14 protein-coding genes and 1 pseudogene are annotated in these 19,337 nt (G+C 72.2%); 2 read left to right on the top strand and 13 right to left on the bottom strand.

What is annotated here, in order from left to right:
- The first annotated feature begins 92 nt into the window (after nucleotides 1-92).
- Nucleotides 93-1,802 (top strand): bifunctional 3'-5' exonuclease/DNA polymerase, encoded by a 1,710-nt coding sequence (locus ACN263_RS19500; RefSeq protein WP_422740753.1) that lies wholly within the window; start codon nucleotides 93-95, stop codon nucleotides 1,800-1,802.
- A gap of 507 nt (nucleotides 1,803-2,309) precedes the next feature.
- Nucleotides 2,310-2,903: a nucleotidyltransferase family protein gene (locus ACN263_RS19495; RefSeq protein ID WP_422740752.1), complete on the top strand. Its 594-nt coding sequence runs from the start codon at nucleotides 2,310-2,312 to the stop codon at nucleotides 2,901-2,903.
- Nucleotides 2,904-2,927: 24 nt separating this feature from the next.
- On the opposite strand, the gene ACN263_RS19490 is transcribed toward ACN263_RS19495, so the two are convergent.
- The 13 genes and pseudogenes from ACN263_RS19490 to ACN263_RS19430 all read right to left on the bottom strand — a co-directional run bounded on the left by ACN263_RS19490 (nucleotide 2,928) and on the right by ACN263_RS19430 (nucleotide 19,249).
- Nucleotides 2,928-3,575 (bottom strand): DJ-1/PfpI family protein, encoded by a 648-nt coding sequence (locus ACN263_RS19490; RefSeq protein WP_422735816.1) that lies wholly within the window; start codon nucleotides 3,573-3,575, stop codon nucleotides 2,928-2,930.
- Between the two features lie 31 nt (nucleotides 3,576-3,606).
- Complete coding sequence (locus ACN263_RS19485) at nucleotides 3,607-4,563, bottom strand: GlxA family transcriptional regulator (RefSeq protein WP_422735815.1); 957 nt, start codon at nucleotides 4,561-4,563, stop codon at nucleotides 3,607-3,609.
- A 72-nt stretch (nucleotides 4,564-4,635) separates the two neighbouring features.
- Nucleotides 4,636-6,033 (bottom strand): GH1 family beta-glucosidase, encoded by a 1,398-nt coding sequence (locus ACN263_RS19480; protein WP_422735814.1) that lies wholly within the window; start codon nucleotides 6,031-6,033, stop codon nucleotides 4,636-4,638.
- The gene (gene yicI / locus ACN263_RS19475) at nucleotides 6,030-8,270 is read right to left on the bottom strand and encodes an alpha-xylosidase (protein ID WP_422735813.1); all 2,241 of its coding nucleotides are present in this window, start codon (nucleotides 8,268-8,270) and stop codon (nucleotides 6,030-6,032) included. The genes ACN263_RS19480 and yicI overlap by 4 nt, the downstream gene beginning before the upstream one ends.
- Nucleotides 8,267-9,148 (bottom strand): carbohydrate ABC transporter permease, encoded by an 882-nt coding sequence (locus tag ACN263_RS19470; protein ID WP_422735812.1) that lies wholly within the window; start codon nucleotides 9,146-9,148, stop codon nucleotides 8,267-8,269. The genes yicI and ACN263_RS19470 overlap by 4 nt, the downstream gene beginning before the upstream one ends.
- Before the next feature lies 1 nt (nucleotide 9,149).
- Nucleotides 9,150-10,118 (bottom strand): carbohydrate ABC transporter permease, encoded by a 969-nt coding sequence (locus ACN263_RS19465; protein ID WP_422735811.1) that lies wholly within the window; start codon nucleotides 10,116-10,118, stop codon nucleotides 9,150-9,152.
- A 67-nt stretch (nucleotides 10,119-10,185) separates the two neighbouring features.
- Nucleotides 10,186-11,490 carry an ABC transporter substrate-binding protein gene (locus tag ACN263_RS19460; RefSeq protein ID WP_422735810.1) on the bottom strand — a complete coding sequence of 435 codons (1,305 nt, stop codon included), beginning with the start codon at nucleotides 11,488-11,490 and terminating at the stop codon, nucleotides 10,186-10,188.
- Between the two features lie 86 nt (nucleotides 11,491-11,576).
- Nucleotides 11,577-12,602, bottom strand: a complete 1,026-nt coding sequence (locus ACN263_RS19455; RefSeq protein WP_422740751.1) for a LacI family DNA-binding transcriptional regulator — start codon at nucleotides 12,600-12,602, stop codon at nucleotides 11,577-11,579.
- A 666-nt stretch (nucleotides 12,603-13,268) separates the two neighbouring features.
- Nucleotides 13,269-14,078, bottom strand: coding sequence for a metal-dependent hydrolase (locus tag ACN263_RS19450; protein WP_422735809.1), 810 nt, complete (start codon nucleotides 14,076-14,078; stop codon nucleotides 13,269-13,271).
- A 103-nt stretch (nucleotides 14,079-14,181) separates the two neighbouring features.
- Entirely contained in the window at nucleotides 14,182-14,871 is a 690-nt protein-coding gene (locus tag ACN263_RS19445; RefSeq protein WP_422735808.1) for a hypothetical protein, read from the bottom strand.
- 11 nt (nucleotides 14,872-14,882) lie between these two features.
- Nucleotides 14,883-15,744 (bottom strand): annotated as a pseudogene (locus ACN263_RS19440) (serine/threonine-protein kinase); the annotation flags it as partial.
- A 178-nt stretch (nucleotides 15,745-15,922) separates the two neighbouring features.
- Nucleotides 15,923-17,665: a serine/threonine-protein kinase gene (locus ACN263_RS19435; RefSeq protein ID WP_422735807.1), complete on the bottom strand. Its 1,743-nt coding sequence runs from the start codon at nucleotides 17,663-17,665 to the stop codon at nucleotides 15,923-15,925.
- Nucleotides 17,666-17,914: 249 nt separating this feature from the next.
- The gene (locus ACN263_RS19430; protein WP_422735806.1) at nucleotides 17,915-19,249 is read right to left on the bottom strand and encodes a glycosyltransferase family 4 protein; all 1,335 of its coding nucleotides are present in this window, start codon (nucleotides 19,247-19,249) and stop codon (nucleotides 17,915-17,917) included.
- Nucleotides 19,250-19,337 lie beyond the last annotated feature (88 nt).

The raw sequence follows: 19,337 nt of genomic DNA, 5'->3' as shown, positions 1-19,337 counted from the left end.
CGGGTGTCGGGGGTGCCGGGAACGGGGTGCGGGATCTGGACGGGCACCTGACCACGCTACCGAGCGCCGGGTCGACCCACCGACCCGTTTTCCTGTCGGAGGGGGCAGGCAGAATCACATTCGTGCTGGTGGCGGTGGTGGCGGATGAACAGGGTGGGGGAGAGCTACGCCCGCTCGACGCCGCCGGCCGCCCCACCGGCCCGACCGAGACCGTCACCGACCTCGCGGCCGCGGTGGCCGCCCGGGAGGCGGCCGAGCGTCCGCGCTGGGTCTGGGCGACCGCGGCCACGATCTACCCGGCACTGCTGCGGGCGGGGGTGCGGGTCGAGCGGTGCCACGACGTGGAGTTGACCGAGGCGTTGCTGCTCGGGCACGCCGGCCGGTGGGGGGAGCCCCGCGCGCTGGCCGCCGCCTGGGCCCGCCTGACCGGCGGCCCGGTGCCGGCCGACCCGCCGCCGCGTGCCGCCGCGCCACCCGGCCACGGCCAGGGCGCGCTTTTCGACACCCTGCCCGGCCCGTCGGGCCCGGGCATCGAGGCACTGACCCAGGTGTACGCCGATCAGCTCGCCCGGGTCGCCAGGACTGAGCACCCCGGCCGGTTCCGGTTGCTGGTGGCCGCCGAGTCGGCTGGCGCCCTGATCGCGGCCGAGATGGGCGCCGCCGGGCTGCCCTGGCGCGCCGACGTGCATGACCAGATCCTCGCCGAGCTGCTGGGTGAGCCATCCCCGGTCGGCGGGCCGCCACGCCGGTTGGCCGACCTGGCGGCCCGGATCGCCGACGCTTTCGGCGTCCGCCGGCTGCACGCCGACTCCCCGGCCGAGTTGCTCAAGGCGTTCGCCCGGGCCGGCGTGGACCTGCCGAACACCCGGGCCTGGGTGTTGCGCGGGGTCGACCATCCGGCGGTGCCGTTGGTGCTCGAATACAAGGAGCTGTACCGGATCTGGACGGCGCACGGCTGGTCCTGGCGTGAGCAGTGGGTGCGCGACGGACGGTTCCAGCCGGAGTACGTGCCCGGCGGGGTGGTCTCCGGCCGCTGGGCGACCCGTGGCGGCGGCGCGTTGCAGATCCCCAAGGTGATCCGGCGGGCGGTGGTGGCCGACCCGGGCTGGCGGCTGGTGGTCGCCGACGCCGGCCAGTTGGAACCCCGCGTCCTGGCCGCGGTCTCCGGGGACGCGCGGTTGGCGGCGGCGGGTGGCGCCGGCGACCTCTACGCCGCGCTGGCCCGCGAGTCGTTCGGCGGTGACCGCCCTCGGGCCAAGGTGGCGTTGCTGGGCGCCATGTACGGGCAGACCGGCGGGGCGGCGGTGCCCGCGCTGGCGGTGCTCAGACACAGCTACCCGACGGCATTCGGCTACGTCGAGGCGGCGGCGCGTACCGGCGAGGCGGGCGGCCTGGTGCGGTCCTGGTTGGGGCGGACGTGCCCACCGGGCTCGGTCGGGTTCGCCGACCCGGACGAGGGGCCGGTCGACCCGGACGCCGCCGCCGACCGGCAGAGCCCGCGGGCGCGTGCCGCCCGGTCCCGGGGCCGGTTCACCCGTAACTTCGTCATCCAGGCCACTGCCGCCGAGTGGGCCGCGACGCTGCTGGCCACGCTGCGCGCCGAGCTGGCCGGCACCGACGCCGAGCTGGTGTTCTTCCAACACGACGAGGTGATGGTGCACTGCCCCGCCGCGCAGGCCGAGACGGTGGCGACGGCGGTGCGCCGGGCAGGCGAGCGAGCCACCGCGCTGCTGTTCGGCGACACCCCGGTGCGCTTCCCGCTGGATCTGTCCATCGTCAACTGTTACGCGGACGCGGCCTGACCGACGGCCACCGCTCTGCCGTTGTGTCCGCACCGGGTGTCGGACGAGGGCCACACCCACGCGCCGCCCTGCCGTTGTGTCCGCACCGGGTGTCGGACGAGGGCCCCACCCACGCGCCGCCCTGCCGTTGTGCCCGCACCGGGTGTCGGACGAGGGCCACACCCACGCGCCGCCCCGCCGTCGTGCCCGCACCGGGTGTCGGACGAGGGCCCCACCCACGCGCCGCCCCCTTTGCTCTGCTTCAACCCACGCAACATTTCCGGGCCCTCCGTGTTGCGCCGGTTGAAGCAGTGCAAAGGACGACTCGAACACCTCCGCTACCCCGGAGAGCGCCCAGTGATCGATGGATCCACCGACGCAGCTGTGCGATGTGTAACGGTTGCACTATTTTCCCTTTTCGCCCCGCCACCCGTTCGCGGCCCTCCTCGTTGCAGTGTCCGTAGGAGGGGCCGACCGGTCACGGTCGGTCCCGTGCTTGAGGGGGCCCAGCTGAACCGGATCGCAGGAATGATCATCGCCGCCGGCGGCGGACGCCGTATCGGCGGTCCCGAGGCGCTGCTGCACCAGGGGGAGAAGCCACTGGTCAACCAGATGATCGACACGATGACCGAGGCGGGCTGCGAGCAGATCGTGGTCGTGCTGGGCGCCGCCGCCGACCAGGTCCGGGAGACCGCCGACCTGGACAGGGCCACCGTGGTGGTCAACAAGGCGTGGGGCACCGGAGTCGGCTCGTCCATCCGGGCCGGCCTGGCCGCCATGGACGACGCGGGCATCGAGGCGGTGGTGGTGGTACCGGTCGACATGCCGGGACTGACCGCCGCCGCCGTACGCCGGGTGGCCGCGCTGCCCTACCCGGACGTGCTGGTCTGCGCCACCTACGACGGACTGCGCGGCTACCCGATGCTGTTCGGCCGCCGACACTGGTCCGGCATCGCCACGCTGGCCAGCGCCGACGTGGGCGCGCGGCCGTACCTGCTGGCACACAAGGACCAGATCGTCGACATCGCCTGTGACTCGGTGGCCGACGGCAGCCGGGTGGACAGCCCGGAGTTGATGGAGCTCTACGGCCTCACCGTCCCACCCCAGCGCGTGGGCGTGTAGCGGGCGGGCAGGTCCGCCGCCGGGTCACCGGGCCGCCCGGGCGGCGCTGTCATACGCCGACACCCGGGCGCGCACCTCCGGGGTGGCGCGGGCCGGATGGCCGCTGTCGAACGGTGGCTGCGGGTCGTACTCCATCCAGAGCTGGACGGCCTCCGCGGTCGTCCGATCGGTGAGCAGTTCGACGAGCCGCAGCCCCATGTCGATGCCGCTCGACACGCCGGCGGCCGTGATGACACGGGCGTCCAGTTGTTCGACGACCCGTTGGTCCGTGGGCGTGGCGCCGAACCGCGTCAGCTCCTGCGCGGCGAGGTGGTGGCTGGTGCCCCGTCGCCCGTCGAGCAGACCGGCGGCCCCCAACAGGATCGAACCCGAACAGACCGAGGTGGTGAAGGTCGTCGTGGGATGGATCCGCCGGATCCAGCTCGGCAACGGCCCGCGCAGGGCCTGCGCGGTGCCGGGACCTCCCGGAACCACGACGACATCGGCCGCCGTCACCTCGTCGAGCGTGGCCTCGGCGACGAGTGCGGCCATCCGGCAGTCGTCCCGGACCGGACCGGCGCGCTCGGCGACCAGGACCACGTCGATGCCCGGTGTGAGGGCCAGGGGCTGGTAGACGCCGATGACGTCCAGGGCGGTGAATCGGTCGTAGAGCGGGATGACGACGTGGCTCACCGGCGGTTCCCTTCGGAGTCGTTGCCTGCGGTCAGTTGATCGAGAAACGGGCGCGGTACTCGCCCGGGGTCGTGCCCAGCCGTTCGCCGAACACCCGGCGGAGCGACTCGGCCGACCCGAAGCCCGCCCGGGTCGCCACCGCGCCCAGACCGAGGTCGGATTGCACCAGCAGGCGTTTGGCGGTCTCCAGGCGAAGCTCGGTGAGGTAGCGCCCGACCGTCAGCCCCGTCTCCCGGACGAAGAGACGCTGGAAGTGCCGGGGCGACAGGGCGAGCTGCGCGGCGAGGTCGTCGACGCGGTGCGCGGCCGCCGGATCCGCGTCGATCGCACGCTGCGCGGCCGCCACCCGCCGCTCGGTGGCGCGTTCCCGCCAGACCGGTCCGGAGAACTGGGCCTGCGCTCCGGGGCGGTGCAGGAACATCACGAGCCAGCGGGCGATCTCCTGGGCGACCCGCGTGCCGTGGTCGGCCGCCACGACGGCCAGTGCCAGGTCGATTCCGGCGGTGACGCCACCCGACGTCCACACCTTCCGGTCGTGCACGTACAGGGCGTCGTGGTCGACGGTGAGGTCGGTGAATCGCCGGCCCAGTTCCCGGGACAGGGACCAGTGGGTCACCACCCGGTGACCCCGGAGCAACCCGGCCCGTGCGCACAGGAACGCCCCGGAGCACACGGAGAGCAACCGCGTGGGCCGGCACTGGCGCAGCCAGGCGACGAGGTCGTCGTGCCCGTCCTCGGCCGCCGCGCTCCGGCCGCCCGGCACCACGAGGGTGCCCCCGCTGACCGGCTCACCGAGCGCGTCGACCGTCAGCGCGAGGCCGCTCTCGGAGACCACCTGCGCCGTCGCGCCCGCGAGCCGCAGCCGGTAGGCGGGCGGCTCGTCGCGCGTCGTCCGGTACCGGTTCGCTCCCGCCAGGACCTCCCACGGGCCGGTGACGTCGAGCGACTGCACGCCCGGAAAGGCGACGACGGTGACGGGCTCGACCATGCGTCGAGTCTGCCGCCGCGATCCCCGCGGCACCATGACGGCGTACCCACGGATAGTGACACCCGGCTGGTGTCAGTCCAGGCGACCGGTGGTGGCGAGGCGTCGGTACCAGTGCGCGCTGTCCTTCCAGGTGCGCTCCTGGGTGTCATAGTCGACCCGGATGATCCCGAAACGTCGGTCGTAGCCGTAACCCCACTCGAAGTTGTCCAGCAACGACCAGACGAAGTAGCCGCGAACGTCCACGCCCTGCGCGCGGGCGTCCGCGACCGCCGCGATGTGCCGACGCAGGTAGTCGATCCGCAGGTCGTCGTGGATCCGGCCGTCGGCCGACACCACGTCGTCGAACGCCGCGCCGTTCTCGGTGATCATCATGGGCTGGCCCGGGTGTTCCCGGCCCAGCCGCAGCAGCAGCTCCGTCAGGGCCGGCGGGTCGATGTTCCATCCCATCGCCGTGTACGGGCCGGGCTGCGGCAGGAAGTCGACGTCCTCGGCGCCCACCCACGGCGAGTGCGCCGACGCGCCGTGACCGTCGGCGTCCGAGCGGGCCGAGTGCCCGTCCCAGGCGCGGACCAGGGTGCTGGAGTAGTAGTTGACGCCCAGCACGTCCAGCGGCACGGCGGCCACCTTCTCGTCGCCGTGGCGCACGAACGACCAGTCCGTGACGCCGGCCGTGTCGGCCAGCAGGTCGGCCGGGTACGCCCCGTTCAGCATCGGCCCGAGGAACGCCCGGTTGGCCAGCGCGTCGATGCGACGGGCCGCGTCGACGTCCGCCGCCGCGTCCGAGGCCGGGCGGATGACGTGCAGGTTCAGCGTCACCGACAGCTCGGCGGTCGGCGCGGTCTCGCGGACCACGCGACCGGCCAGGCCGTGCGCGAGGTTCAGGTGGTGTACGGCCGCCAGCGCCGCCGCCGGCTCGGTCCGTCCCGGCGCGTGGACGCCGGAGCCGTAACCCAGGTACGCCGAGCACCACGGCTCGTTCAGCGTCGTCCAGGTGTGCACCCGGTCGCCGAGCGCGGCGACGATCCCCGCGGCGTACTCCTCGAAGCGCAGCGCCGTGTCCCGCACCGGCCACCCACCGGCGTCCTCCAGCTCCTGCGGCAGGTCCCAGTGGTACATCGTGGCGACCGGGCGGATGCCGCGCTCCAGCAGACCGTCGACCAGCCGGGAGTAGAAGTCCAGCCCGGCCTGGTTGAACCGGCCGGCGCCGCCCGGCTGCACCCGGGGCCAGGAGATCGAGAAGCGGTACGCGCCCAGGCCCAGCTCGGCGACGTGGTCGAGGTCCTGCGCCCAGCGGTGGTAGTGGTCGGCGGCAACGTCACCGGTGTCGCCGTTCAGCGTCCGCCCCGGGGTGTGGCTGTAGGTGTCCCAGATGGACGGGCCCCGGCCGTCCTCGGCGGCCGCGCCCTCGATCTGGTAGGCCGCCGTGGCCGAACCCCACAGGAAACTCTCCGGAAAGGCATCTGCCGTCACTGTCCCGCCACCTCCGTCCCGGCCACCACGCAGTGGTACGCCGACGATTCACCCGCCACCAGCTCCGCGCTGGCCACGCCGTCGCGGAAACTTACCTCGAACTCCGCGCCGGGCCCCGCGCCGGGCGACGGGATCCGTACCCGCCGCCGCTGCCCCTCGGCCGGTGCGTAGAGGCACAGGCGGACATCGTCCGCCCAGGCGTAGTCGGGCCGGTCGGAGCGGGCACCGAACGGGATGACCGCGCCGGGCCGGACGAGCACCGGCAGGCTGTCGAACTCGTGCTTCTCGGTCACCCAGGCCGGCCCGGTGAGCTGGGCGCCGGTCAGCAGGTGCGTCCAGGTGCCGGCCGGGACGTAGAAGGTGACCTGGCCGTCGGCGCTGAGCACCGGCGCGACCAGCACGTCGGAGCCGAGCATGTACTGCCGGTCCAGGTACGCCGCGGCCGGATCGTCCGGGAACTCCACGATCATCGGGCGCATCATGGGGATTCCGTCGCGGTGCGCCTCCTGCGCGGCGGCCGCCAGGTACGGCATCAGGCTGAGCTTGAGCCGGGTGAAGCGCCGCAGCACGTCGACGGCCTCCTCGTCGTACGCCCACGGCACCCGGTACGAGCCGGAGCCGTGCAGCCGGGAGTGCGACGAGAGCAGACCGAAGGCGATCCACCGCTTGAACACCGCCGGGTCGGGGGTGCCCTCGAAGCCGCCGATGTCGTGGCTCCAGTAGCCGAAACCGGACGACGCCAGGGACAGCCCGCCGCGCAGCGACTCCGCCATCGCGACGAACGTCGCCTCGCAGTCGCCGCCCCAGTGCACCGGGAACTGCTGCCCGCCCGTGGTGGCGGAGCGGGCGAACACCACCGCCTCGCCCTCGCCGCGCTCGGTCTCCAGCAGCTCGAAGACGGCCTTGTTGTAGAGGTAGGAGTAGTAGTTGTGCATCCGCTGCGGGTCGGAACCGTCGTGCCACACCACGTCGGTGGGGATGCGCTCACCGAAGTCGGTCTTGAAGCAGTCGACGCCCATGTCCAGCAGGACCTTGAGCTTTCCGGTGAACCAGGCGACCGCATCCGGGTTGGTGAAGTCGACGAGCGCCATCCCGGCCTGCCACTTGTCCCACTGCCAGACCGAGCCGTCCGGGTTGCGGACCAGGTAGCCGGCCGCGCGGCCCTCCTCGAAGAGGTACGAGCGCTGCGCGATGTACGGGTTGATCCAGACGCACACCTTCAGGTCCCGCTCGTGCAGCCGGCGCAGCATGCCCTCCGGATCGGGGAAGGTCGCCGGGTCCCAGACGAAGTCGACCCAGTGGAACTGGCGCATCCAGAAGCAGTCGAAGTGGAACACCGACAGCGGGAGGTTCCGCTCGGCCATCCCGTCGACGAACTCGGTCACCGTCTTCTCGTCGTACGAGGTGGTGAACGACGTGGACAGCCACAGCCCGTACGACCAGGCGGGCACGCGGGCCGGTCGGCCGGTCAGCGCCGTGTACCGGCGCAGCACGTCCTTGGGGGTGGGCCCGTCGATGACGTAGTAGGTGAGCGACTGGCCCTCGACGCTGAACTGGTTCTGCGCCACGACCTCGGAGCCGACCTCGAACGACACGTGCTCCGGGTGGTCCACGAAGACGCCGTAGCCGGCGCTGCTCAGGTAGAACGGCACGTTCTTGTACGCCTGCTCGCTGGCCGTGCCACCGTCGGCGTTCCAGATGTCGACGGTCTGGCCGTTCTTGACGAACGGGCCGAAGCGCTCGCCCAGCCCGTACACCGTCTCGCCGACGCCGAGGGCGAGCCGCTCGTGCACGTGCCGGCGGCCCTGGCCGTCGGTGACGATGCCGACGCTGCGCCCGGTGGACGCGGTGAGCACCCGGTCGCCGTGCCGGAACTCGACCCGCCAACCGTCGACGAGCGCGACCCGGGCGGTGAGTTCGCCGGTGGTCAGCGACGCGGTGATGCCGGTGATGTCGACGGTGACCGGGTGCCGGTCGTCGGTGGTCAGCGCGAAGCGCGGCTCGCGGGGGAGCCCGCCGCTGTGGTGACCGATGGTCACCCCGACGACGCCGGGCGCGGGGGAGAAGAACCGGACGGTGACGACGGGCCGGTTCAGGGTGTCGCCCCGACCGGTGATCTGACCGGCCGGCGCGAAGACGGTGAAGCCGCTCTCGTCCGGCTCGACCGATTCCACCGCGCCGGGGCGCAGCACGCTGACCCCCGGGCGCAGTTGCCAGTACCCGTCGGTGAACTTCACTTCTCGGCTCCTGCCGTGATGCCGCGCGCCAGAGTGCGCTGGAAGATGAGGAAGAAGAGGATGGCCGGCACGAGGCTGATCAGCGCGCCGGCGTTCGTCGTCGGGGCGTCCATCAGCCGGTCGCCCTGCAACGACGCGAGCGCGACCGGGATGGTCTGCGTCTGGTTGTCGATCAGCATGACCAGCGGGATGAGGAACTCGTTCCAGGTCCAGATGAAGAAGAAGATCAGGAGTACGGCCAGGGTGGGCCGCAGGTTGGGGAAGACCACCCGCCACAGCACCGTCCACTTGCCCGCGCCGTCCAGCGCGGCGGCCTCCAGCAGCGAGCGCGGGAAGGTGCCCAGGACCGAGGCCAGCAGGTACGTGCCGAAGGCGCTCTGGATCACGGTGAAGATGATGATCACCGCGAGCCGGGTGTTGTAGAGGCCGACCTCCTTCGCCACGTAGTACAGCGGGTAGATCAACGCCTCCTGCGGCAGCATGTTGGCCAGCAGGAACAGCCCGACGATCCACAGTCGGCCGCGGACCCGCCCGATGCCCAGGGCGTACGCGTTGAGCAGCGACACGAGGACGCCGAGCACCGCCACGGAACCGGCGATGAGCGCCGAGTTCCAGAGCTTGAGCGGGAAGTTCACCTCGTTCCAGTACGTCCGCAGACCCTTGGTGTAGAACTCGCTCGGCCAGCTCAGCGGGCCGGCCGACGAATAGTCACCGGGCGACTTGAATGCGTTGAGCAGCATGAACGCGAACGGCACCAGCATGACGAGCGCGCCGGCGGTGACCAGGGCGAGCACGACCCAGCGGCCGGCGCCGCGGTGGTGCCGGTCGCGCACGGGCCGGCGGACCGGCGTGGGGGCTCCAGTGAGCGTCACGGCCATGTCAGAACCCCCGGTCCCGGCGCTCGGTGCGCGCCTGCCACCAGATGAGGAGCCCGGCCACCACGACGATGATCAGCGTGAGCACCGTGGAGATCGCCGAGCCGTAGCCGACCTGGAGCTTCTTGAAGAAGGTGTAGTACGCGAAGTAGGACGGCACGTTCGTGGCGTTCTCCGGGCCGCCCCGGGTCAGCGCGAAGATCGGCCCGAACACCTTCAACGCCGCGATGGTGCAGGTCAGGGCGACCACGAAGGTCTCCGGCCGGATCTGCGGCAGGGTGATCGCCCGGAACCGGTGCAGCCAGTTCGCGCCGTCGACCTCGGCCGCCTCGTACAGTTCCGGGTCGACCCGCTGCAACGCGGCCATGAACACGACCACCGGGTAGCCGATCTGCACCCAGATCATCACCGCCATCACGGCCGGCAGGGCGGTGTCCGGGTCGCCCAGCCAGTCGTGGCGCAGCGCGCCGAGGCCGACCGCGTCGAGCAGGCTGTTGAACGCGCCGTCGGGGCGCAGGATCCAGCCCCACACGATGCCCGCGACCACCACGGGCAGCACCTGCGGGAGGTAGAAGGCGGCCCGGAGGCCGGCGGCGGTACGCGGCTGGAAGCGGCGGCCGATCACGTCGAAGAGCACCGAGGCGAGCAGCAGCCCGAGCAGGGTGGGCACGATCACCATCGCGACGATCATCGCCACCGTGTTGCGGAACGACGCCCAGAACACGTCGTCGTCCAGCAGCCGCTGGTAGTTGTCGAACCCGATGAAGGTGGGGTCGCCGATCCCGGACCACTTCGTCAGCGACAGGTAGCCGGTGCCGACCAGCGGCGCGCCGATCACCAGGAGGAAGAGCACCGCCCCGGGGAGCAGGTAGAGCCAGTACGCCGCGTTCCGGCCGCGAGGTCGGCGGCGGGGTGTCGGCGGGGTGGGCGTCGCCGTCGACGGTGTGCCGGCGACGGTCTCGGAGAGTGCCATGGGAGATCCTTCCCGGCGGTGCGGACGGGCGCTCCGGTCGTGCCGGTCGCGCCCGCCGCTCGCCGTGTCACTTGCCGGTGATCTCCTTGACGCCATCGGCGTACGGCTTGGCGATCGTGTCCAGCACCTGGTCCGGGGTCTTCGAGCCGTTGATCAGGCCCTGGAAGCCGCCGACCAGCACGTCGTAGTAGCCGGGCACCGGCCAGTCCGGGTAGAAGGCCAGACCGTCCTGCTTGCTGACCGTGTTGAAGTCCTCGATCAGCTTGCGGTCCTTCGGATCGCTGATCTTCGAGGCGTCGGCCGCGATCGGAACGCCACCGTTGTTGCCGATCAGGTCCTGGATCTCCGGGCGCAGGGTGATGTCGATGAAGTCGTACGCCAGGCTCTTGGCCTTGCTGTTCGACGGGACCACCCAGATGTTGCCCGACGACCCGGCGTTGAGGGTGTTGCCGGGGAAGAGGAACGTGTCCCAGTTGGCCTTCATCTCGGTCTTGAACCGGCCGTACCACCAGCTTCCCGAGACGATCATGGGGGTCTTGCCGGCGATGAACGCGGTGCCCATGTCCTCGGCCTTGAGACTCGCCGAGTTCTTGGCGACGTAGCCCTTGCGCACCCACTCGGCGAACGTCTCCGCGCCGTACTTGAGCGGGTCGGCCTTGAAGTCGACCGGGTTCTTGTAGAGCTGGTAGTTGTCGACGAACTGCCGGTCGGCCTTGGCGAGCGCCAACTGGTAGAAGAGCTGCCCGGCCGGGTACTCCGCGCCGGCCATGCCCAGCGGAGTGATCTTCTTGCTGACGAAGGTGTCCATCGCGGCGGTCATCTCGGCCAGCGTGGTCGGCACCTTGACGCCGTTACTGTCGAACAGGTCCTTGTTGTAGTAGACCGTGACGTACTCGCCGTAGTTGGGTACGCCGAACCAGTTGCCCGACCCCATCACGCCCTTGTCGCTGTAGCGGGCGGTGGTCTGCAGGCTGGGGCTGAGCTTGCCGGCCCAGCCGCGCTTGTCCGCCTCGGCGCTCAGATCGGTCAGCAGGCCCTGCGACGACAGCAGGCCGGCCGTCGCGTTGCCCTTGTTGTACTCCATGATGTCCGGGCCCTCGGACGAGTTGATGATCATGCCGGCGTTCTGCTGGATCTGCTCGAACGCCTTGCGCTCGAAACGCACCTCGACGCCCGGGTGCTCGGCCTTGAAGATCTCGATCGCCTTGTTCCAGCCGACCCCCATCGCGCTGTTCTCGCTCTCGTAGTGCCAGAGCTTGAGGGTCTTGGCCCCGCTGTCGTCCTCGCTCTCACCGCCGCCGCAGGCGGCCACGGTGGTCGTCGCGGTCGCCGCCAGGGCGATCGCCGCGACGATCCGGCGGAATCGCTGCATTGCTATCCTCCTCGTTGAGTATCGAGCCCGGTATCTCACTGGGCCCGTCGTCGCGTTGCCGCGCGGCGGCGGGCCGTTTTTACTGGTCAGCCCCTATGGGGCCGGTCTGGTCGTGGTGCGGCGGTCGAACCCCGGATCTCCAGCACGCACGGCAGCAGTTGTTGGTGGCGCTCGTCGCCGGGGCCGTCCAGGTGGCGTACCAGCGCCTCGATCGCGATCCGGCCCAGGGCCGATCCGGGCGAGGTCATCGCGGTCAGCGCCGGCGTGGCCAACTCGGCGACCTGCGGCGAGGTGACCATCGAGACCACCGAGACGTCGTCGGGCACCGACAGCCCGCGCCCGGCCAGCTCACCGAGGATGCCGAACAGCGCCGTCTCGTTCATCGCCAGCACGGCGGTCAGCTCCGGGGCCCGGGCGAGCGCGGCGGCCAGGGCCGCCCGTCCGCCGGCGGCGCTGTCCTCGGCCGGGATCATGATCGGCTCCAGGCCGTGGCCGGTCATGGCCGTGACGAAGGCATCCCGGGTACGCAACGCGGGCCCGTAGCCGCTGGCCAGCGTCGCGGCCGAGTGGTTGACGTAGACGATCCGGCGGTGCCCCAGGCCGACCAGGTGCGCGACCGCCTCCCGCACGGTCTGCTCGAAGTCGATGTCGACGAAGGAGAGCCCTGCGGCGTCGCCGGTGCGCCCGATCAGCACCAACGGCACGCCCGCCTCCTGGAGTACGGTGACCCGCTCGTCGGCGAGCTGCACCTCCATCAGCACCACGCCGTCGAGCATCCGCTGGGTGGCCAGCCGGCGCAGGTCGTCGAGGTCGCCCCCGCCGACCGGCGAGAGCACGAGGTGATAGCCGACCGCACTGGCCGCGGCGGCGGCGCCGGTGACGAACGCGGTCTCGGTCGCCCCCAGACCGCGCTCGTCCATCGGCATCAGCAGACCCAGGATGCGGCTGCGCCGACTGGCCAGCCCCCGGGCCATCGCGTTGGGCTGGTAGTCCAGCTCGGCCATCGCCGCGAGCACCTTGGCGCGGGTGGCCTGGGAGATCGGCCGGGTGCCGGTGAGCACGTACGACACCGTGCTGACCGAGACCTGCGCGAGGCGGGCGACGTCGTGCATCGTGGCCACCACGCACCTCCTCCGGCCTGCGGTGGAACCGCTTGCGAATGATCGTCGAAGCGTTTCGACTAAACGTTTCGACAGACGCTAGGGCACGTGTTACGGCACCGTCAATAGCCGATGTCGAAAAGAAGTCCGGGCGGCCCGCACCGCCGCCAGCGCGACTCCCGGCAAGCAGCAAGTTCGGGGATGTTGCTGCTTCCGACGCGTCTGATGCAGCAACATCGGTGATGTTGTGAGGATCTTGGGCGCGTGGCGCGTGGCGCGTGGCGCGTGGCGCGTGGCGCGTGGCGCGTGGCGCGTGGCGCGTGGCGCGGGGCGCGTGGCGCGTGGCGCGGGGCACGGGGCACGGAGGCGCGTCGATCTTGCACTTTCTGTGCCGACAAAGCGGGCAAACCTCAACACTTCGTCAACCGAAAGTGCAAGATCGGCGCGAGTGGGTGGGTCCTCCCTGCTCCTCACCTGGCCAGCCCGGGCAAGGTCGCGCTCGATCCAGGATCGAGCACGATCTTGACGTCGGCGACGCACCTCACCCCGTCGATCTTGCACTTTCGGTGGCGACATAGGGCGCGAAACGGGACGGGTCGGCAACCGAAAGTGCAAGATCGACGCAGCGTGGGGGCGGGCGCGGGCGCGGCGCGCGGCGTGGGGTGGGGTGGGGTGGGGTTAGACGTTGATGTTGAAGCGTTGTAGGACTGAGGGGGCGATCAGGCCGGCGGTGGCGAGTGCTGCGACCACGGTCAGTACGGCGCGCAGGACGACGACCTCGGCCTTGCTGCCGGTCCGCAGGGCGATGTTGTTCGGGAGGCCGATCATCGTCCACATGCGGCGGCGGATCGGGATCGGCCAGAGGATCGGCACCCCGGCCTTGGTGATCATGTCGCCGAGGATGTGCACGAAGCAGCCCACCCCGACGGCCGTACCGATCAGCGGATACCCCCGTCCGCCGGGCAGGTTGGCGAAGGTGAACCAGGCGGCCCCGGCGGAGGCGAGGGTCACGATCACCCAGCCGGCCCGTTCGGCCCACTCGTCGAAGAGTCCGCGCAGGGCCAGGCCGAACATGAAGAACAGGATGGTGATCACCGCCCACTTGCCGTACGCGGCGCAGAGCGCGGTGGTGCCCCAGCCGACGAGCAGCGTGAACGGGAGCGTGTGGGTGAGCGTGCGGTGCCCGTTGTTGCGACGCGGATCCTTGCTGAGCTTCGTCGCGTAGTAGACGCCGAGTGAGATCTTCTCCATCACCTCGGCGATGAAGAGCGAGAAGACCCCGAACGTACGGGCGACCGTGGCGCCGCCCTGGTTCCGGGTCACCTTGCCGGACAGGTCGAGGTCCGGAAAGAGCGCCCCGCCCGCGCACACCGCGGTGCCCACCGCCAGCGCCAGCGGCGACTGGTGGTAGTCGGCGAACTGGTCCAGCGCCCAGGACCCGGCCAGCCATACCGCCGCGCCGGACAGCGCGTGCGACGGTCCCATCATCTTCGGCTCACCCTCCCCAGGGATCTTGAGCGCCAAAACTACGCCACTGTAGCCAGCGCCGGTGTCGCAGGGGCGTCACTTTGATCGTCCACAGCGGACAGTGTCAGAGGGTGGGCGTGAAGCTCTGCCGAATCATCACGAAGTATGCCGCGTTGACCTGCCAGTCGAACTCTTTTGTCAACCACGAGACGGTGTAGGCGCGCGCGGCTGAGGTGTTGGCCAGCAGCCGGATGCTGTGCACCCGCTCGCCGGCGGCGTTCTCCCAACTGCACTCCCAGAGCGCCCCGCCGTCGAAGACGTCCAGCGTGGAGATGTCGACCTTGCGGTAGCCGGGTAGCGCCTCGGCGTCGACGAGCCGCGTCTCCTCGGCCCTCAGGTGTGCCAGCGGGTCGGTCCAGGCCGGTCCCGCCTCGACGCTGAGCACCCGCGCCCCACTGGGCTCCCGGAAACAGGTGACCGCCCCTTCGGTCCAGCGTGCCCAGCCCACCGGCGCGGCGATGCGGAAGCCGGTCGGGTCGTCGTGCCAGGTCCAGCCGTCCCGCAGCCCGTACCGCGCGTCCTTCGGCGGTGGCGTCGAGGGTACCGGCGTGGCCGTCGGTGGCGGGGGTGTGGCGCACGCGAACGCGGCCGGTCGGCCGGCGGTCGCGCCGCCGCCGGAGCCGGACGGCGGCGTGCGTTCGTCCGGGCGGTGCTGCAGCGCGGCGGTGACGCCGCCGGCGACGAGCAGGGCCACGGCGGTCGCCGCGCCACCCCAGGCGATCAGCCGTCCGCGTCGCCCCGCTTTGCGGTCCACCGGCGTCGCCGCGCCGTGGCTGGGACGGTCCGCGCCGACCCGGGGGGTGGTGGCGGCCCGGGCCGCGCTGCGGACCGCCGCCACCGCCGTGGACCGGGCCGGCGAGGGCCGGTCGTGGTCGGCCGCCGCCGCGTCCCGCAACAGCGGCTCGGCCTCGGCGGCGGTCAACCGACGCCAGGGATCGCGCTGCAACAGGCCGGTGATCACCGGACGCAGGGGGCCGGCCCGACGCATCGGGTCCGGCGGCTCGGTGGCCAGGGCGCTGAGCGTCGCCATCGCGCTGGACCGGGCGTACGGGGACTGCCCCTCGACCGTGGCGTAGAGCGTCGCGCCCAGCGACCACAGGTCGGTACGGGGATCCGACACCCCGTCGCGCGCCCGCTCGGGAGCGACGAACTGCGGGGAGCCGAGTACCAGGCCCGGACCGGTCATCGCCCCGTCGCCACCGTCGAAGGTGGCCAGGCCGAAGTCGGTGAGCACCACCCGCCCGTCGTCGGCGACGAGCACGTTGTGCGGCTTCACGTCCCGGTGCAGGACCCCGGCGGTGTGCGCGGCCCGCAACGCGGCGAGCACCGCGAGCCCGATCTGGGCGGTACGCGTGGGGCTGAGCGGACCCTCGGCGTTGATGATCTGCTGCACCGACCGGGAGGCCACGTACTCCATCACGATCCACGGGTTCTCCCCGTCGTGCACCACGTCGTACAGCCGGACGACGTTGGGGTGGTTGAGCCGCGCGGCGGTGCGCGCCTCGCGGAGCGTGCGCAGTCGTAGCTCCGCGCGCTCGGCCTCGGCCAGCCAGGCCGGCGGCACGACCTCCTTCACCGCCACGTCCCGGTGCAGCATCTCGTCGCGGGCCAGCCACACCCGGCCCATCCCGCCGGTGCCGACCAGGTCGAGCAGCCGGTACCGACCCGCGATCAGCAACTGCTGCACGGTCGCTCCCCCTCGGTCACCCTGAGTTACACGATAGCCACCGTCGCCGGTTTTCTCATCCGCTGAGCGGCCTCGATCCACGCCGGACGGAGGGCGGAGCAGGTCCATACGGCGCAGGTCAGCGGGGTGGTCGGAAACTCTTTCGCACCGTGGCCCAGTCCCGGTCGGCGGTGGTCCAGTCCCGGTCGTCGGTGATCCAACCCACCATCCAGCGTGACCCGCCAACGATCTGTTGCCGGGCGTGGAGCCGGGGGCCGTTCGGGGCGTCCCACCGACACTCCCACTCCGCGTCAGCGTCGCCGGTGGCGAGCCGGATCTCGTCGTAGCCGGGCAGCGCCCCGGCGCGGGCGGCCTCGTCCCGGGCCGCGCGCAGCCGGGTGATCGGGTCCGCCGCGCCGCCCTCGGTGACGCTCAGCGCCCGGCCGGTGGCCGGGTCCTGGAAGCAGGCCACCGCCCCGTCGCGCGAGTGGTACCAGGTCGCCGGGACGGAGACCCGGAAGCCGGTGGTGTCGGCGTACCACACCCACCCCGGTGGCGGCCGGAACCGCTCGCCCGCACCGGGTGACCCGGCCGTGACCGGTGCGCCGACGACATCCGGGCGGACGCAGGGAAACGGCGGTGGGGGCACGCCGCGGCCCCCGGGCGGACCGGGCCGGCCGGGACCGCCACGCGGTGGGCCGCCCCGGTCGTCGCCGTACCCGCCGTCCTGCCCTCGGCCGTCGTCCACCCGCTCGGCGGTCGGGGTGCTGGACGACCCGGCCGTGTCGGTCGGGTCGTCACCGGCGACGGCCAGCGCGGTGCCCACCCCGGCGGCCGCCGCCACGAGCAACGCCGTGGCGGCCAACGCCGCCCGCCGTACCACCGGCCGTCGGCCCGTTCGCTCCGTCGCGGTGGCGGCGTCCGCCGGGTACCTGCCATCCGGGTCGACCGTCGGGCGGTCGTGCTCAGGAGCGTCTTCCGGCGAGTCGACGCCGGTGCCGAGAGGGCCGGGCCCGGGCGGCGGGGTCGACTCGGCACCGTCCCCGGCGGTGGAGGCCGTCGAGGACGAGATGTCGGTCCGCTCCGCCGCGGCGGTGAGCAGCCGGCGGGCCTCGTCGTGGCCGAGACGATCCTGCGGATCGCGGCGCAGCAGTCCGGCGAGCACCGGCGCGAGCGGGCCGGCGTGCGGCGCCGGGTCCGGCGGGCCGGCGGCCAGCGCGCTGAGGGTGGCCATCGCGTTGCTGCGGGCGTACGGGGAGCGGCCCTCCACGGCGGCGTGCAGGGTGGCACCCAGCGACCACAGGTCGGCGGCCACCGTGGACACCCCCTCGGCGGCGCGCTCCGGGGCGACGTACTGCGGCGAGCCGAGCACCATCCCGGGGCGGGTCATCGCGCCGTCCCCGCCGTCGAAGGTGGCCAGGCCGAAGTCGGTGAGCATCACCCGCCCGTCGTGGGCGACGAGCACGTTCTGCGGCTTGATGTCGCGGTGCAGCACGCCGGCCTGGTGCGCGGCCTCCAGGGCGTCGAGCAGGGCCAGGCCGATCCGGGCGGCGCGGGCCGGCTCGAGCGGCCCCTCCGCGTCGAGGACGTCCTGCAGGGTGCGCGACGGGACGTACTCCATCACGATCCACGGACTGCCCTCGACCGGGACGACGTCGTAGAGCCGGACCACGGCGGGGTGGTTGAGCCGGGCCGCGGTGCGCGCCTCGCGCAGGGTGCGCGAGCGCAGCTCGGCCCGCTCGTGGTCGGCCAACCAGCTGGGCGGTACGACCTCCTTGACGGCGACCTCGCGGTGCAGCATCTCGTCGTGGGCTCGCCAGACCCGACCCATACCCCCGCGGCCCACCAGGTCGAGCAGCCGGTACCGACCGGCGATCAGCACCTGCGCACGCTCCTTCTCAGCCGCTGTCCGGGTTTACACCCTAACCAGCGGATCGGAACGTACCTATAGGTCTTCCGACCCAGGGCCTGTTTCATAAGAACTGGTCGGCCTGCGGCGGGCCCGGACGACGACCGGCGGCGTTGTGGTTGTGTCCGGATACAACACCGGTATCCGGACCCCACCGCGCCTTGCCGGATCGCCGCCCGGACTCCGCCTCGGCTCGACCGCCCTCATGAAACAGGCCCTAGCTCAACAGGCGGCGTGGTCGGCGGCGGCGAGCAGGTTGCCCTCCGGGATGGCGATCCGGTTCCGGCCGCCCGCCAGTCGGGCGGCGGCCCGGCGCGCCTGGAGCGGACCGTGTTCGCGGCGGGCGGCGGCGTAGCTGGCGGCGGTGCGGGCCGCGATGGTGGCCCACCCGTACCGTTCGCCGACCATGGTCCGGGCCCGTCGGGCCACCCGCCGGGCGAAGACCTCGTCGCCGAGCAGCCGGTCGACCGCGCCGGCGAGGGCGACCGGGTCGCTGTGCGGGAAGGTCACGCCGGTGACTCCGGGTTCGACGATCTCGGCGAGGCCGCCGGTACGGGCCACCGCGAGGGGCGCTCCCGCCGCCGCGGCCTCCAGGGCCACCATGCCGAACGGCTCGTAGAGGCTGGGTACGACGGTCGCGTCGGTGGCGCCGAGCACCGCCGGCAGTTGGGTGGCGTCGAGGAAGCCGGTGAAGCGCACGGTCGAGCCGAGCGCCAGTCGACGGGCCTCGGCCTCCAGTTCGGGGCGGTACGGGCCGTCGCCGGCGATCACCACGCGCAGCCCGGGGTGCCGCTCGCGCAGTCGGGGCACCGCGTGTACGAGGTGCTGGACGCCCTTCTCGTAGACCAGCCGGCCGGCGTACCCGACCAGGGGGCCGTCCGCGGCGAACCGCGCGCGGGCCGACGCGACCGCGCGTGGTCGGGCCCGCCAGGCCCGGTCGTCGACCCCGTTGGGGACCACGTCGACCAGCCCGGCCGGTACGTCGAACAGCGCGCTGACCTGGTCCCGCATGTAACCCGAACAGGTGATCACCCGGGTGGAGGTGCCGCTGAGCCAGTGTTCGACGCCGTGGATGGTGCGGTTCATCTCCTCGGGCAGCCAGCCCTGGTGGCGGCCCGCCTCGGTGGCGTGGATGGTCGTGACCAGCGGCAGGTCGAGGTGCTCGGAGAGGGTGACCGCGGTGTGGGCGACGAGCCAGTCGTGGGCGTGGATGACGTCGTAGGCGCCGGCCTGGGTGGCGCGCAGGGCGGTGCGGGTGAGGGTGTGGTTGAACGCCATGGTCCAGGCCAGGAGGGAGCCGGTGGCCAGGGGGAACGCGACGGGGTCTTCGGGGGCGCGCAGGATGTGCACGCCGTCGGCGTACTCCTCAAGGGGTGCGCCTTCGGCGTGGCGGGTGACGACAGTGACCTCGTGACCGGCGGCGGCGAGGGCCACGGAGAGCGCGTGGACGTGGCGGCCGAGGCCGCCGACGAGCACCGGCGGGTACTCCCACGACAGCATCAGTACCCGTAGCTGGCGGGCGGGGTTGATGTCGATCACGTGGGCATCGGGTGACATGCGGCCCCCTTTGAGTTGTCCCCGGGCGCGCGCCGACCGACACCGGAGTCGGTGTCGCCGTCGCGTCTGGATCGGGGCCAATCCTGCC

It is taken from the genome of Micromonospora sp. WMMD729 (genome assembly GCF_049315225.1).
In the GTDB taxonomy this organism is placed as follows: Bacteria; Actinomycetota; Actinomycetes; order Mycobacteriales; family Micromonosporaceae; genus Micromonospora.
This window is presented reverse-complemented; position numbering and strand designations above follow the sequence as displayed.

What these genes read in the sequence shown, in the direction of transcription:
- ACN263_RS19455 (WP_422740751.1), bottom strand. Translation starts at nt 12,602, where the DNA reads ATGCACGACGTCGCCCGCCTCGCGCAGGTCTCGGTCAGCACGGTGTCG.
- ACN263_RS19430 (WP_422735806.1), bottom strand. Translation starts at nt 19,249, where the DNA reads ATGTCACCCGATGCCCACGTGATCGACATCAACCCCGCCCGCCAGCTA.
- ACN263_RS19495 (WP_422740752.1), top strand. Translation starts at nt 2,310, where the DNA reads ATGATCATCGCCGCCGGCGGCGGACGCCGTATCGGCGGTCCCGAGGCG.
- ACN263_RS19470 (WP_422735812.1), bottom strand. Translation starts at nt 9,148, where the DNA reads ATGGCCGTGACGCTCACTGGAGCCCCCACGCCGGTCCGCCGGCCCGTG.
- ACN263_RS19450 (WP_422735809.1), bottom strand. Translation starts at nt 14,078, where the DNA reads ATGATGGGACCGTCGCACGCGCTGTCCGGCGCGGCGGTATGGCTGGCC.
- ACN263_RS19465 (WP_422735811.1), bottom strand. Translation starts at nt 10,118, where the DNA reads ATGGCACTCTCCGAGACCGTCGCCGGCACACCGTCGACGGCGACGCCC.
- ACN263_RS19460 (WP_422735810.1), bottom strand. Translation starts at nt 11,490, where the DNA reads ATGCAGCGATTCCGCCGGATCGTCGCGGCGATCGCCCTGGCGGCGACC.
- ACN263_RS19485 (WP_422735815.1), bottom strand. Translation starts at nt 4,563, where the DNA reads ATGGTCGAGCCCGTCACCGTCGTCGCCTTTCCGGGCGTGCAGTCGCTC.